This window comes from Bacillus sp. R45 (genome assembly GCF_021729365.1).
Lineage (GTDB): Bacteria > Bacillota > Bacilli > Bacillales > Bacillaceae > Bacillus > Bacillus velezensis.
Genome location: NZ_CP091421.1, coordinates 1,992,232 through 2,006,920 on the forward strand (window position 1 = coordinate 1,992,232; position 14,689 = coordinate 2,006,920).

The following is a 14,689-nucleotide window of genomic DNA, read 5'->3' on the forward strand; positions in this document are numbered from 1 at the left end:
CAATTTTCATTTATTTACTGCAGCTGATACAGCCTGTAAAATCTTTCTCATCAATCATAAAGGAGAGAAGAATGATGAATGCCCTTATCATACACGAAAATGGCTTTAATTTCAGGCAGGCACCTGACAAAAGGCCGGGGAACGGCGAAGTAAAAATAAAGCTGAAAACAGCCGGATTAAACCATCGTGATTTGTTTTTAATGAAAAAACACGAAACCGGAAACCATGAATTTATTCTCGGTTCAGACGGTGCGGGAATCGTAACCGAAATAGGACACGGCGTCCGGTCTCATTTACTGAATGCAGAAGTCATCATCAACCCGGTGCTGAATTGGAAGACTGTTGAGGACGTACCAGCCGTCCCTGATATTTTAGGCGGTTCGAGCGACGGAACATTTTCACCTTATGTCATCGTTCCTGCGGAAAATGCCGTTTTAAAACCCGAACACCTGACTTGGGAGGAAGCGGGCGTCCTGCCGTTATCAGCATTAACCGCTTATCGCGCCTTATTTACAAAAGGACAATTAAAAAAAGGCGAACACCTTATCCTTCCGGGCATCGGAAGCGGCGTGGCAACATATGCCTTATTAATGGCAAAAGCTATCGGAGCGACAGTCAGCGTCACCTCCCGCAGTGAAAACAAAAAACAAACCGCACTGTCATACGGTGCAGACCGGGCGATTGACAGCTACGGTGACTGGAATGAGGCGCTGAATGGCGAAAAAGCAGATATCATACTTGACGGTGTAGGCCCCGCTTTATATCAACACTATCTTGACATTATTAAACCGAATGGCCGGATCGTAACATTCGGCGCCAGTTCAGGCGATCAGCTCGGATTTCCCATTCGCTCGCTGTTTTTTCCGCAGATTCATATTCTCGGTACATCAATGGGAAGCAATGAGGAATTCGCGGATATGCTGGAATTGATAAACCGCTACGAGCTCCGTCCCATTATCGACCGCATGTACCCTCTCAGTGAAGCAGCTGCCGCTTTTAACAGAATGCGGGAAGGACGGCAGTTCGGCAATATCGGCTTTCGTATAGATGTCTAAAAAAAGGAACGGACCCGTCCGTTCCCTTATTTGTTTTTAAGCGTTTCCGCTTGAAATTCAATATGTTTTTCTTCATCGATTAAAATCTGCCCGCAAATCGACTGCAGACACACAGAGCCCGTCATGTTTTTTAAGGCGTCATTTTAAACGGCAGCGATGACTTCCGCCGTCAGCAGCACCCTGATCGATTGCGCAAGGCTTGCAAATCGTATCAGTCTGCGGAAAAAAACAATCTCTCCGCTCTGTAAAACAAAATTCCATATTTATCCTCCATTTCCACATTACCTTTATATGACCAATACAAGAAGAAGGAGGTTCCATTTCAATACGAAAAACCGGCTGATCCCAGCCGGTTTTATAAATAAACCCCTTTATTTACGGTAAAACAGTGCTCCCCATTAAATAACTGTCGACTTCGCGCGCTGCTTCCCGGCCTTCATTAATCGCCCATACAATCAGGCTTTGGCCCCTTCTCGCATCCCCTGCGGCGAAAACACCGTCAACATTCGTTTTATAATCCCCATATGCCGCCTGAATTTTATGATTTGCCGAATCGACTCCGAACTGTTTCAATAATGGCTGTTCTGTCCCTTCAAAACCGATGGCGATGAACACCAGCTGAGCAGGCCAGACTTTTTCTGTACCGGGCAGTTCATGAAATTCATACTTTCCGAATTCGTTTCTGACTTTTTCCATTTGAATGGTGTGGATCTCTTGTAAGCGGCCCTGCTTATCGGCCACCATTTTTGTCGTTTGAATTGAATATTCTCTCGGGTCTTTGCCGAACTTTGCCTGCGCTTCTTCATAGGCGTATTCAAGGGTAAAGACGTGCGGCTGTTCAGGCCACATATTGTCGTTCGTGCGCGTCTGAGGAAGTTTAGGATGTTTCCCGAACTGGTGCACGCTGCGCGCTTTTTGACGCAGCGCGGTTGCCACGCAGTCAGCTCCTGTGTCTCCTCCGCCGATCACGATGACATCTTTCCCTTTAGCGTCTATAAATTGTTTGTCTTTGAAGTTGGAATCTAAATAGCTTTTCGTCGCCAGTGTTAAATAGTCCATCGCATAATGGACGCCTTTTGCTTCCCGGCCTTCAATCAGCAGATTGCGCTGCTTTTGGGCGCCTGTGCACAAAATGACGGCATCAAATTGTTCTTTCAGCTCATCTGCCGTTATATCAACGCCGATTTCGGTATTTGTCACAAAATCTATACCTTCCTGCGTCAAAAGCTTAATACGGCGTTCGACGACATTTTTCTCAAGCTTCATGCTCGGAATGCCGTACATCAGCAGGCCGCCGGCTCTGTCGGCACGCTCGTAGACCGTTACGGAATGACCGGCTTGATTCAGCTGATCAGCGCTTGCCAGACCTGCCGGGCCTGAACCGACGACAGCGACTTTTTTACCTGTGCGTTTCGCGGGAATTCTCGGCTGAATCCATCCATTTTCAAAACCTTTGTCAATGATCGTCCGCTCGATGTTTTTAATTGAAACAGCCGGATCTGAAATGGCCAGCGTACAAGATCCTTCACAAGGAGCGGGACAGACCCGCCCTGTGAATTCAGGAAAGTTATTCGTTTTCAGAAGGCGCTCCAAGGCTTCTTTCCAGCGCCCCCGATAGACGAGGTCATTCCACTCCGGTATCAGATTATAAATCGGGCATCCGGAGGTAAAACCGTTGATATCAGCGCCGATTTGGCAAAACGGTGTGCCGCAATCCATACACCGCGCCCCCTGCCGCTTTGACGCTTCATCTGAAAATGGAGCCGAATACTCTTTCCAATCCTTTAAGCGAGTGAGAGGGTCCCGCTCAGCCGGTTTTTCTCGTTTTTCTTCCATGAATCCAGTTGGTTTCCCCATGTTCCTCTCCCCTTTCTTACTGTACTACCGCTTGTTTTTGATCTTTGGCAGGCGTTTGCTGAACCTTTGTATTGGCTTCAAAAGCATACATAATTGCGTCTTCTTCTGATAAACCCGCCGCTTTTTGTTCTTCGATGCTGAGGAGCATTTGTTTATAGTTTTTCGGAATGACTTTGATAAAGGTTTCTGCGGCTTTTTCCCAATTGTCCAGGAGATTTGCGGCTTTTTTGCTGTTTGTCAGCGCCGCATGCCGTTTGACCATTTCTTGCACTTCTTTGATCTCCGCCTCATCCGTCAGCTTTTCAAATGAAATCATTTCCATGTTGCATTTGCGTTTAAATGCTTTGGCATCTTCACTCAGGACGTATGCGATACCGCCTGACATTCCCGCCCCGAAGTTTTTGCCGACTTCGCCGAGGACGACAACCCGGCCGCCTGTCATGTATTCACAGCCGTGGTCTCCGATACCTTCTACAACGACATTGACTCCGCTGTTACGGACTGCAAAACGTTCACCGGCGCGCCCGTTAATGTACGCTTCCCCGCTTGTTGCTCCGTAAAATGCGACGTTCCCGATAATAACGTTATCGTGTGTTTCATAATTGAAGGCATCAGGCGCTTTCACGATGATTTTTCCGCCTGAAAGCCCTTTGCCTACGTAGTCATTTGAATCCCCGTTCAAATGAAGCGTCATCCCTTTAGGGACAAATGCACCGAAACTCTGTCCGGCTGATCCGGTAAAATGAAGTCTGATCGTATCATCCGGCAGGCCTTCCGCTCCGTAGCGTTTAGAAATTTCACTTCCCGTCACGGTTCCGGCTACGCGGTTTGTATTATTGATCTTGATTTCAGCTTCCGCTTCCTGACCGGCTTCAATTGCAGCCTGCACCGCCGGAAGAATAACCGTCATATCAAGCGACTCGTCGATTTTATGGTTTTGCGCCGTACGGAAAGTGCGTATGCCTTCAGGCTGGTACAGCAGTGTGGATAAATCAAGCTGGCCCGCTTTCCAATGCGCTTTCGCACGTTCACTGACATGAAGAACGTCTGTCCGTCCGATCATTTCATCAAGCGTCTTAAAGCCTAACTGCGCCATATATTCACGCACTTCTTCTGCGACAAACAGCATGTAATTTACGATATGGTCAGGATCGCCCATGAATTTTTTGCGGAGCTCCGGATTTTGCGTCGCGACACCTACAGGACATGTATCTAAATGGCAGGCGCGCATCATGACGCAGCCGAGAACAACAAGCGGCGCTGTAGCAAAGCCGAATTCCTCCGCACCGAGCAAGGCGGCCATCACGACATCTCGGCCTGTCATCAGCTTACCGTCCGTTTCCAATACCACGCGATCCCGTAAACCGTTCAGCATCAGCGTTTGGTGAGCTTCTGCAAGACCAAGCTCCCACGGAAGACCGGTATGTTTAATACTCGTTTTCGGCGATGCGCCCGTTCCGCCATCGTAGCCGCTGATGACGATGACATCCGCAGTGCCTTTTGCCACACCGGCCGCAATCGTGCCGACACCGGCTTTTGACACGAGCTTGACGCTGATTCGCGCGCTTCGATTTGCATTTTTCAAATCATGGATCAGCTGCGCCAAATCTTCAATTGAATAAATATCATGGTGAGGAGGCGGTGAGATCAGCCCTACACCTGGTGTAGAACCGCGGACATCCGCGACCCAAGGATATACTTTGTTCCCCGGAAGCTGACCGCCTTCTCCCGGCTTCGCTCCTTGCGCCATTTTGATCTGCAATTCATCCGCATTGACGAGATAATGGCTCTTTACGCCGAAACGGCCGGAGGCGATCTGTTTAATCGCACTTCTTCTGTCGTCGCCATTTTCATCCGGAACGAAACGTTTCGGGTCCTCGCCGCCTTCTCCGCTGTTGCTTTTTCCGCCAAGCCTGTTCATCGCTATCGCTAAAGCCTCATGGGCTTCCTTGCTTAATGAACCGAATGACATCGCTCCTGTTTTAAAACGTTTCACGATGGACGCAGCTGATTCAACTTCTTCTAATTTTAAAGGCTTGCGGTCTTCTTTGAAGGCGAACAGATTGCGTAAAAATCCGATTCGTTCTTCATCCGCTGCATGAGAATACTGCTTAAACAGGCTGTAATCATTTTTTCGGCAGGCCCATTGCAGCGTATGGATGGTTTTCGGGTTGAAAGCGTGGTGCTCTCCCCCGTTCCGCCATTGGAATTCACTTCCAGGATCAAGAGTTTGGCTGTAATCATCCTTGTACGCCGCTTGATGGCGCTGTTTCGCTTCTTGCGCAATCGTCTCGATATCGATTCCGCCAAGCTGAGATGCAGTACCGGTAAAGTATTTGGCGATAACGTCTTCACCGATGCCGACCGCTTCAAAAATTTGGGCGCCCCTGTAACTTTGCACAGTTGAAATCCCCATTTTTGACATCACTTTCACGACGCCTTCTGTTACGCTCTTTCCGTATTTGCTGACAGCTTCTTCATACGGAATATCAAGCCGGCCTTCATCGATTTCCTGCTTATACGTAGCGTAAGTCAAATACGGATTGACAGCATCGGCACCATATCCGATGAGAGCCGCAAAGTGATGAACTTCACGCGCTTCCCCGGATTCAACGATAATGCTTGCTTTTGTTCGCAGGCCTTGACGGATCAAATGCTGATGCAGCGCACTGACGGCCAAAAGCGGCGGAATCGGCGTCAATTCCCTACTCATTGCCCTGTCAGATAAAATTAACAGAGATACGCCTTCCTTGATCGCTTTTTCCGCTTGCTGAAACAAATCCTTCAGGCCTTTTTCCAGGTCATCGGAAAACAGCGTGCGGATGTTCTGGCTCTTAATATCAGGGTGCACAAGTGTTTTCAGCGCATAAAACTGTTCGTTTGATAATACAGGAGTATACAATTTTATGCGGCGTGCATTTCTTTCACTCGGATGCAGCAGATCACCTTCAGCCCCAAGCCATGTCACCGTAGAGGTCACAAGCTGCTCGCGGATCGCGTCAATCGGCGGGTTTGTGACTTGCGCAAACAGCTGTTTAAAGTAATGAAACAGTGATTGGGCGCGATCGGATAAAACGGCGAGCGGCGAATCATTTCCCATAGAGCCGAGCGGGTCCTTGCCTTCTTTAATAACAGGAATTAAATACTTCTGAATATCTTCATACGTATAGCCAAACGCTTTTTGACGTACGAGAAGATCATCGAATTGTTCCTCTTCTCGGATTTCCGGGTCAGGATTCACTTGAACCAATTCTTCTTCAAGCCATTTTTGATAAGGGAATTCATTGGCGATTTCTGTTTTTACTTCTTCATCTGAAATAATCCGGCCTTCCTCTAAGTCAATGAGCAGCATTTTTCCGGGCTCCAGACGTTTTTTATGAAGAATGTTCTCCTGCTCCACTTCAATAACGCCGACCTCAGATGAGAAAATAATATGATCATCTTTTGTCACATAGTAACGTGCCGGACGCAGGCCGTTACGGTCAAGGATGGCGCCGATTTGTTTTCCGTCCGTAAACGAAATGGCGGTCGGCCCGTCCCACGGCTCCATTAAAGAGCTGTGATATTCATAAAAAGCCCGTTTTGCTTTAGACATGTGAGTGTTTTCCGTCCATGGTTCCGGAATCAGCATCATTGCCGTATGTGCCGGTTTCCGCCCCGCCATCACGAAAAATTCAAACGCATTATCAAGAATGGATGAGTCACTGCCCTCAGCATTTAAAATCGGCAGCACTTTGTGAAGATCGTCTCCGAAGCTTTCTGAAACGAACTGCTGCTCCCTCGCTCTCATCCAATTGATGTTGCCCCGGAGCGTATTGATTTCTCCGTTATGAATCAGATAGCGGTTCGGATGGGCACGTTCCCAAGTAGGAAAGGTATTTGTGCTGAATCTTGAATGCACGAGTGAAAATGCAGATACGAAGGTTTCATCCTGCAAATCCAAATAAAAAGCGTCAACCTGCTCAGGCGTTAACAACCCTTTATAAACAATAGTCTGGCTTGACAGGCTTGCGAAGTAAAAATCAAGCTGTTCTTGAACGCCCCAATTTTCAGCCTGCTTCCGGATAACATACAATTTGCGTTCAAAAGCAAGGCTGTCTTTCAAATCGTTTGCGGCTCCGATAAATACTTGACGCACATACGGGCAAGTGCTTTGTGCCACTGTTCCGATTTTTCCGATATTTACAGGGACGGTTCTCCAGCCGAGAACGATCTGTCCTTCCTGCTCAATGAATGCATTCACCTGTTTTTCGATCTTTTTTCTTTCCTCTTCATTTTGCGAGAAAAAGACCATTCCTACCCCGTAACGGCCTTTTTCCGGCAGCTTCATTTCTCCGCACTCTTTCTTAAAAAAAGCATCAGGGATCTGAACCATCAGGCCGGCGCCGTCACCCGTATTCGGATCACTGCCCTGTCCTCCTCTGTGATCCAGCTGGCAAAGCATCTTCAGTCCTTTTTTGACAATGTCATGTGAAGGTTTCCCTTTTAAATGGGCATACAAGCCGATTCCGCATGCATCGTGCTCAAATTCCGGACGGTAGAGACCTTGTGCTTTCGGCATTTGATTGTAAGTCATAATTCCTCTCCCCCGATCAGTTTCCGTTAATTATCGGTCATAAAATCTGACAACTTTAAATTAATTGTAAGTTTTCAAAACAATATAAACAATATATAATTTAGATCAAATACATCTCAAAATGAGATAGATGGGTGTGAACGCAATGGAATTACGCCAGCTTCGTTATTTTATGGAGGTAGCAGAACGGGAACATGTGTCAGAAGCGGCTGATCATCTGCATGTCGCACAATCCGCCATCAGCCGGCAGATTGCAAATCTTGAAGAAGAGCTGAAAGTCACTTTATTTGAACGGGAAGGCAGAAATATTAAATTAACGCCGATCGGCAAACAATTTTTAGAACATGTTAAAACGGCGATGAAAGCAATTGATTATGCGAAGGAACAAATTGATGAATATCTTGATCCGAATCGCGGAACCGTCAAAATAGGATTTCCGACGAGCCTTGCAAGCCAGCTTTTGCCGACTGTGATTTCGGCATTTAAAGAGGAATACCCGAACGTTGAGTTTTTGCTCCGCCAGGGTTCTTATAAGTTTTTAATCGAAGCGGTAAGAAACAGGGATATAGATGCTGCGCTGCTCGGCCCCGTTCCGACGGAATTCCCCGACATAACAGGCAATATCTTATTCACGGAAAAGATTTACGCGCTTGTTCCGCTGCATCATCCGCTTGCCAAACAGAAAAATATCCATTTAATTGATCTGCGCGGCGACCAATTCGTTTTATTTCCCGAAGGGTTTATTCTCCGAAACATGGCGATTGACGCTTGCAGACAGGCCGGCTTTGCGCCGCTTGTATCGACGGAAGGCGAGGATTTAGATGCCATTAAAGGATTAGTCTCCGCGGGGATGGGAGTTACTTTATTGCCTGAAAGCACCTTTGCAGAAACCACACCCCGGTTCACGGTCAAAATTCCGATTGAATTTCCTCAAGTGAAGCGCACCGTAGGCATTATTAAACCAAAAGGAAGAGAACTGGCTCCGTCTGCAAATGATTTCTATCATTTTGTCATTCAATTTTTCTCCAAACTTGAACAATATCAATAAAAAACAAACCCGAGCTTCAAAACGAAGCCTCGGGCTTTTTCATATTTTTATAGATCTTTCTCAGCCGATCGGAATGGATAGTTCAACGTGGCAGACAAACGCTTCCGGATCAATGACTGATTGATCGGTCTGTTTGTGAGGCGTTTCTTTAAATGTCTTCAGCTGGGCTGAGGAATAGTTGACGATGCCGAGTCCGAGCTCTTCTCCCTGGTGATCAAGCAGCCTGACAACCGCTCCGCTGCTGAATCTGCCCTTAATCTGTTCGATATCCTGCGGTGACAGCGCCATATTTCCGTTCGCGACATCGCGGCTGCTTTTCTTTTCCATCACAATTTCGCCTTCGGGACCGGAATTAAATGCAAGCCATTGTTCTTTGTGGTTTAACGGCAGGGTTCCTTCCGCTTCAAAATAAGTTCCTTCAGCCGCCTCATCTACCGCTTGAAGCAGAATGTCCGGAATGTTAGCCTGCCCGAGAAAGCCTTTAATACCGGAGGCCATCACAATTTTAAAAGCATCCAGTTTCGAACGCATTCCGCCGGTTCCCATTTCACTCCCGGCATCTCCCGCGCTTGCTTCTATTTCCGGAGTGATGTCACTTACATGTCTGATTCTTTTCGCTTTCGGGTTGCTGCGCGGATTATCATCATATAAACCGTCAATGTCTGATAAAATTACAAGCATGTCGGCATCAATTAAACCTGCCACCTTCGCTGCAAGTGTATCGTTATCTCCGAATTTCAGCCGGTTGACTGTGACCGTGTCATTTTCATTAATAATCGGAATAATGCCCCGTTCCAAAAGGACGTTCATCGTATTGCGCACATTATGGTAGCGGTATTCATCGGAAAAGTCGCTTCTTGTAATTAATATTTGTGATGCGACATAACCGTGCGCTAAAAACAGCTTTGAGTAAGCCTCCATTAATAATCCCTGCCCGATGGAAGCAGAAGCCTGTTTTTCAGGGAGGCCTTCCGGTTTCTGAATAAATCCGAGCTTCCGATAACCTGCCGCCACTGCGCCGGAAGATATTAAAATCACTTCATAGCCGCTGTCCTTCAGCTGTGCGATTTGATCCACCAATGCTTCCAGCTTTCTTCTGCTGATTTCCCCGTGCAGGCTCGTCAGTGAGCTGCTTCCGATTTTCACCGCGACTCTTTTGATCTTCGTCCGAGACGTCACTGTATCACTCCTGTTTTTTAACGATTATAGTGCTGCCGTTTTTTCAATTGTTTTGCTGATCTCAATAGAACGTTCGGTCGCGTGTTTAATGGCTTTGGCAATGGCTTCTCCGCCGCCTTCTGACCTGAGCGCATCGAGGCCGGCTTCCGTCGTGCCGTTTGGAGAGGTGATGTTTTCCCGAAGCACATCCGGTTTTTCACCCGTTTCCATCAGCATTTTTGCAGCGCCCAATAACGTTTGCGCCCCGATTTTGCGGGACAGCCGTTTGTCTAAGCCGGCTTCTTCACCTGCTTTTTCAATAAACTCCATTAAATAATAGAAGTACGCCGGTCCGCTGCCTGCGATGCCGGTGAAAATGTCCATCTGATCTTCCTTGATCACGTACACTTCCCCGAGGCATTCCAAAAGAGATACCGCGGTTTTTGCTGCACCGTAAGAGACATGGTCTCCGAAAGCCGCAGCTGTTGCCGATTCGCCGATCATGCTGGATGTGTTCGGCATCACTCTTACAACTGGCTGACGGTCATGTAATGATTGTTGTATAAATGAGGTTGTTATGCCTGCCAGAACAGACAGGATGATTTGATGAGGTTGAATACGCCGTTTCAGCGTAGCAAGAGCGATTTCAGCATCCTTCGGTTTCATGGCTAAAATAAAGACATCAATGTCTTCGGTTTTCATGCTGTCAAAAGCAATGCCTTGAATTCCGTATTGATGTTCCAATTCAGCGAGTCGCTCTGTATTGCGGCGGTTTGTCACGCAGATGTTTTGGTTGGGAATTTTTTTTGCGCGGACCATGCCTGATATCATTCCTTCAGCCATTGATCCTGCTCCGATAAAAGCAACTTTCTTTTGATCTAAGATCGGTAACATCTCCCTTGTTCGTATTTTGTTCGTATTTTTCACACGTTTTTTATGTTACCACTTCAGGAGTCGATGTCAAGTTTGGAGGTTTTATTGATATGTATTGTTCCGAGCCTGTTATTATGTATAATGAATCACAGAACAAACCTTTTGAGCCCGGGAGGCCGGGTGCGTTCCGGCCGGATTTAAAAATTATCTGAAATGGCTTTTTCTATCAGCTTTTTGCAGCGGTCAAGCTCTGTCTTCAGCTGTTTTTTGTAAAGCTTCGCAGCTTCATAGTCTTTAAATTGATAGAGAACGACTTCCTGGAGTTTGGCTCCCTCTTTTTTCACTTTTACTTGCTTTAAAATCCCGTCATCCAAAAGTTCGTGAAGTGAACGGTACACCTCGGTATGATTCGGCTTAAAACCGATGGGTTTAAATTCCGAACGCAGCACCTCGAGAAGCTTCAGTCCGTAAAGCCGTTCCTGCTCTGTCATTGTAATCATGTAAAGCTTTAAAAAGGCTCTTTGTTTCACTAAAAAACCGGTTGAACTTCTTTTTTCTTCTTTCAATATGTGCCCACCTTTCCTTCTAACAAATTATTCCATGTACTAAATATTCTCTTTATATCCCGTTTTCCCTTTTATTGTTCGGACAGTTTGGTTTGTATTGATTTGTTTTTTGAATGCGGGGAAAAATAATCTTATTGAACATTTGGTACATAGTTTATTTAGTTTAATTATAGCTGATATCGGTTTCTTTTTCACTCTTTTTTCTGCAAAAACGGATCTTTATGCCTGTTTAATCGGGTTGCGGAAACAAAAAAAGACCCGTCACAAAGACAGGTCCCCTTTTGTTTAAGGATTAGTTGACCACAAACCGGCAGTTTTGATGAAAATGCGCGGGTGTAATTTCAATTGAGCAACCATATATTCTGCAAGATCCTCAGGCTGCATGACTTTTTCCGGATTGCCGTCTGTCAGATTTAATTCAATAGACATGTCGCTTGCAACCGTGCTCGGAGTCATTGCGCTGACACGGATATTGTGTTTTCTGACTTCCTGCATGAGAGATTCGGTCAGACCGAGAACGGCAAATTTAGAAGCGCTGTATGCACTTGTCGCCGCGGCGCCTCTTTGGCCCGCCGTAGAAGAAATATTAATGATATCTCCTGATTTTCTCTCAATCATTTCAGGAAGAACGGCGCGTGTCACGTGGTATACACCCATTACATTAACTTGAATGATGTCTTCCCACTCTTGAGGCGTAAGATCCAAAAATCCGCCGAATTTGCTGATTCCGGCATTGTTAATCAGGATGTCAACCTCACCGAGTTCTTCTTTAATAGAGGAGACGGCTTGTTCAACCTCTTTTTGGTTTTTTACATCGGCAGCAGCGAATGATGCCTTTACACCAAGGGCTTTCACTTCTTCCGCAACCTTTTCGACATTTGCTTCTGTACGGCCGATTAAACCGATATTGACTCCTTCTTTGGCTAAAGCGATAGCGGCGGCGCGGCCGATTCCTCTGCCCGCACCCGTGATAAGAGCCGTTTTGTTTTGTAAGCTTTCCATGTCTTTCACCCTTTCTGAATGTCCTTATGTACGATTTCACATTATAAGCAGAAAAAAAACAATTAGCAAATAAAATGATTCAGCACGATCGGTAAAGGGTATCAACTGAAAAAAAGGAGTGAAAAGCAGATGATCATCATTTTGTATATCAGTGCTGCCGTTGCGGCTGCCGCATTAATTTATGCAGCCGTATCCGCCGTGCATTTTAAAAGAAACACAGCGCCTGATATAAAGAAGATTAACGCCGCGACAGCGTCCATGCAGACGTCTGTTGAAAAAATCAAAACAGAAACCCGTTTGTTATCACAAAAGCAGAAAGAACTGCAGGAAGACTTTCTTACTAAAAAAACAGCCGTGCAAACGACGGCAGCCGAAGTTAAAGGAACGCCTCACGTCCTGAAAATGCTCTGGAACGCCGGTAAAAGCGGTTTATGAGCCTGCATGTCATCCGACGTTTTTGATGACACTAAGAGAAACTGGCGGATTCAAGGAGGCATAACATGATCTGCGATCGTGAGCGGCTTGCGCATTTTTTGCAGCAGCTTAAAGCATTATCATCTTCGGGAGGATTTACAAAATCGGATTTGCTGACTCCGGAGTTCCATTTAGCCAAGGACGGAGATCTGGATATGTATTATTCGCCTCATAATGAGTATATCAACCCACATGCTGCGGTTGTCATCTCCGGAATTACACCCGGTTTTTTTCAGATGCAGCGGGCTTACAAAGCAGCGGCACAGCTTTTAAAAAACGGCGAATCTCTTGAGGTGATAGCATATGAGACAAAAAAAGCGGCCGGACTTTCCGGTTCCATGAGGCAGCACATCATCGAAATGCTTAATGAATGCGGTCTGCCGGCCGCGCTTCACGTTGAGGATTCATCCCGGTTTTTTGATTCAAAACGGGAGCTGCTTCATACGACATCCGTTATTAAACACCCTGTTTTTTATAAACAGAAAAACTATACGGGACACCGGCCGGCCATCAGCAGATCAGCTCTTCTCAGCCGTTACGCGCTGACATGTTTTCCGGATGAAATAGAAATGATGAAAAAAGACATTCTGCTTATCCCTCTCGGAAAAGCAGCAGAATCAGCCTGCCGCACGCTGAAGAAGAACGGCAGAATGGGCCATGCGGTCATTCTGGAAGGCTTCCCGCATCCGTCCGGAGCAAACGGACATCGTTTCAAACAATTTCACGAAAACAAACAATCGTTACGTGAACAAATTCAGCGGTTTGCCGGGTTTCTTCAGCAGCCGTAAAAAAACGCCCCGATTTTCGGGGCGCTGCTGTTAAGAAGCGTATTCAGGCAATGCTTTATTGTGTTTTGCCGTTTTCTCTTCAGGTATTTTGATTTGATTTGTCAAGATCGCACTTACGAAATAGAGCGCTGCGAAAATCCATACAACGCCTTGTGCGCCGACAAGCCCGATGAACGCCCAGGCAAGCGCGGGGCCGACAAATGCCGACAGGCCCGCAGCTAGATTTAACACAGACATGGCAGCACCTTTATTGCTGCCGGCCGCCGTCGGCACGATAGCCCCGATCGGAACGAACCCGGCGAGGAGCCCTCCCCATATAAAACCGACAATGCTGACGAAAAGCAAATTCCCATGTGATACAACAGGAGCATAATATAATAAAAGAGTAAAAATGCCGCAGCCCACTCCTCCGAACCACATGACAGTCTTTTTCCAGCCGAAGGCATCGCCGACTGCGCCGAAGATTAAGTTAAAGACGATATTTCCTAGAAAAATCGTTCCCCAAATTTGCAGCCATACATTTGTAGAAATGCCGTGCTGCGCCATATGCATCGGGAGGAATACCGGAAATCCGTATGTTCCGATGCTGTTAATGATCCGAATGATCCCCCCAGAGAGCACGCGCGGATTTTCAGCAAGGATGGTGATTCCCTTCATTAATTCCTGCGCCTTTTCCCGCTTATCTGCCTTTTTCTTTTCAAAGCGGTCCCTATTTAAAATCAAAGCAAAAAACGCGCCGAGGCATACCCAGAAAATTGAACTCCACAGCGTATTCAAATAGCCGAAGGATTTGATGGCCCAGCTTGAATACCAAGCACCGAATACAAACATCCCGCAGCAATATGCAATCCAGAACCAGCCGACCGCCGTACTGAGCCTGTTTTTCGGCGACCGGTAAATCACCCATGTCAAAAAAGAATAGGCAAACAGCGGGTAACCCAGCCCTTTAATAAAATACGTGACATACATCACCGGCAAATTAAGATTCTCAAATCCGTATGCGATAAACGCGGCTGTTCCGATGACGTAAAACAACAGGCCCATAAACATCGTCCGCTTTGCGCCGAAGGCTTCGAGGCAGACCCCTGAAAACCACGACGCCACAGCAAGAGAAATACCGTAAACCGTAAACAGGGATGCTGATTGCTGTACCGTCAAGCCGTTTTCAACTAAAAACGGGCTGAGCCAGCCTTGTTCAAGGCCGTCTCCCATCATAAACAGCACGACCCCTAAAAATCCCCAGGCGAGCTGTTTCGGAATTCCTATTTTATTAAGCATTTTTGTTCCTCCTC

11 protein-coding genes are annotated in these 14,689 nt (G+C 46.7%); 4 read left to right on the top strand and 7 right to left on the bottom strand.

Features of this window, described 5'->3' with window-relative positions; translation table 11 throughout:
- Positions 1 to 74 precede the first annotated feature (74 nt).
- A complete protein-coding gene (locus L3V45_RS09490) occupies positions 75 to 1,055 on the top strand; it encodes a zinc-binding dehydrogenase (RefSeq protein WP_234949310.1) in 981 nt (326 codons plus the stop codon).
- A 375-nt stretch (positions 1,056 to 1,430) separates the two neighbouring features.
- On the opposite strand, the gene gltD is transcribed toward L3V45_RS09490, so the two are convergent.
- A complete protein-coding gene (gltD, locus tag L3V45_RS09495) occupies positions 1,431 to 2,912 on the bottom strand; it encodes a glutamate synthase small subunit (RefSeq protein WP_003153838.1) in 1,482 nt (493 codons plus the stop codon).
- A gap of 16 nt (positions 2,913 to 2,928) precedes the next feature.
- Positions 2,929 to 7,488 (bottom strand): glutamate synthase large subunit, encoded by a 4,560-nt coding sequence (gene gltB / locus L3V45_RS09500; protein ID WP_236836938.1) that lies wholly within the window; start codon positions 7,486 to 7,488, stop codon positions 2,929 to 2,931.
- Between the two features lie 145 nt (positions 7,489 to 7,633).
- On the opposite strand from gltB, the gene L3V45_RS09505 reads away from it, so the two are divergent.
- Positions 7,634 to 8,536 (top strand): glutamate biosynthesis transcriptional regulator GltC, encoded by a 903-nt coding sequence (locus tag L3V45_RS09505; protein WP_003153836.1) that lies wholly within the window; start codon positions 7,634 to 7,636, stop codon positions 8,534 to 8,536.
- Between the two features lie 60 nt (positions 8,537 to 8,596).
- Here the strand turns inward: L3V45_RS09505 and proB are convergent, their stop codons facing one another.
- The 4 genes from proB to L3V45_RS09525 form a co-directional block, all read right to left on the bottom strand.
- A complete protein-coding gene (gene proB, locus L3V45_RS09510) occupies positions 8,597 to 9,715 on the bottom strand; it encodes a glutamate 5-kinase (protein WP_043867195.1) in 1,119 nt (372 codons plus the stop codon).
- A gap of 24 nt (positions 9,716 to 9,739) precedes the next feature.
- On the bottom strand, positions 9,740 to 10,588 hold the full coding sequence (gene proC, locus L3V45_RS09515; protein ID WP_076983312.1) for a pyrroline-5-carboxylate reductase: 849 nt from the start codon (positions 10,586 to 10,588) through the stop codon (positions 9,740 to 9,742).
- 176 nt (positions 10,589 to 10,764) lie between these two features.
- A complete protein-coding gene (rtp, locus tag L3V45_RS09520) occupies positions 10,765 to 11,133 on the bottom strand; it encodes a replication termination protein (RefSeq protein WP_003153833.1) in 369 nt (122 codons plus the stop codon).
- Between the two features lie 285 nt (positions 11,134 to 11,418).
- Entirely contained in the window at positions 11,419 to 12,135 is a 717-nt protein-coding gene (locus L3V45_RS09525) for a 3-ketoacyl-ACP reductase (RefSeq protein ID WP_003153828.1), read from the bottom strand.
- Between the two features lie 129 nt (positions 12,136 to 12,264).
- Here L3V45_RS09525 and L3V45_RS09530 point away from each other — a divergent pair, with 129 nt between their 5' ends.
- Positions 12,265 to 12,570, top strand: coding sequence for a DUF948 domain-containing protein (locus tag L3V45_RS09530; protein ID WP_234949312.1), 306 nt, complete (start codon positions 12,265 to 12,267; stop codon positions 12,568 to 12,570).
- A 65-nt stretch (positions 12,571 to 12,635) separates the two neighbouring features.
- Positions 12,636 to 13,397 carry a hypothetical protein gene (locus L3V45_RS09535; protein WP_003153824.1) on the top strand — a complete coding sequence of 254 codons (762 nt, stop codon included), beginning with the start codon at positions 12,636 to 12,638 and terminating at the stop codon, positions 13,395 to 13,397.
- A 30-nt stretch (positions 13,398 to 13,427) separates the two neighbouring features.
- On the opposite strand, the gene L3V45_RS09540 is transcribed toward L3V45_RS09535, so the two are convergent.
- Positions 13,428 to 14,675, bottom strand: a complete 1,248-nt coding sequence (locus L3V45_RS09540; protein WP_014305179.1) for an RbtT/DalT/CsbX family MFS transporter — start codon at positions 14,673 to 14,675, stop codon at positions 13,428 to 13,430.
- Positions 14,676 to 14,689: the final 14 nt, after the last annotated feature.

Coding starts and splice junctions, on each gene's coding strand:
- L3V45_RS09490 (WP_234949310.1), top strand. CDS start 75: ATGAATGCCCTTATCATACACGAAAATGGCTTTAATTTCAGGCAGGCA.
- gltD (WP_003153838.1), bottom strand. CDS start 2,912: ATGGGGAAACCAACTGGATTCATGGAAGAAAAACGAGAAAAACCGGCT.
- gltB (WP_236836938.1), bottom strand. CDS start 7,488: ATGACTTACAATCAAATGCCGAAAGCACAAGGTCTCTACCGTCCGGAA.
- L3V45_RS09505 (WP_003153836.1), top strand. CDS start 7,634: ATGGAATTACGCCAGCTTCGTTATTTTATGGAGGTAGCAGAACGGGAA.
- proC (WP_076983312.1), bottom strand. CDS start 10,588: ATGTTACCGATCTTAGATCAAAAGAAAGTTGCTTTTATCGGAGCAGGA.
- L3V45_RS09525 (WP_003153828.1), bottom strand. CDS start 12,135: ATGGAAAGCTTACAAAACAAAACGGCTCTTATCACGGGTGCGGGCAGA.
- L3V45_RS09530 (WP_234949312.1), top strand. CDS start 12,265: ATGATCATCATTTTGTATATCAGTGCTGCCGTTGCGGCTGCCGCATTA.
- L3V45_RS09535 (WP_003153824.1), top strand. CDS start 12,636: ATGATCTGCGATCGTGAGCGGCTTGCGCATTTTTTGCAGCAGCTTAAA.
- L3V45_RS09540 (WP_014305179.1), bottom strand. CDS start 14,675: ATGCTTAATAAAATAGGAATTCCGAAACAGCTCGCCTGGGGATTTTTA.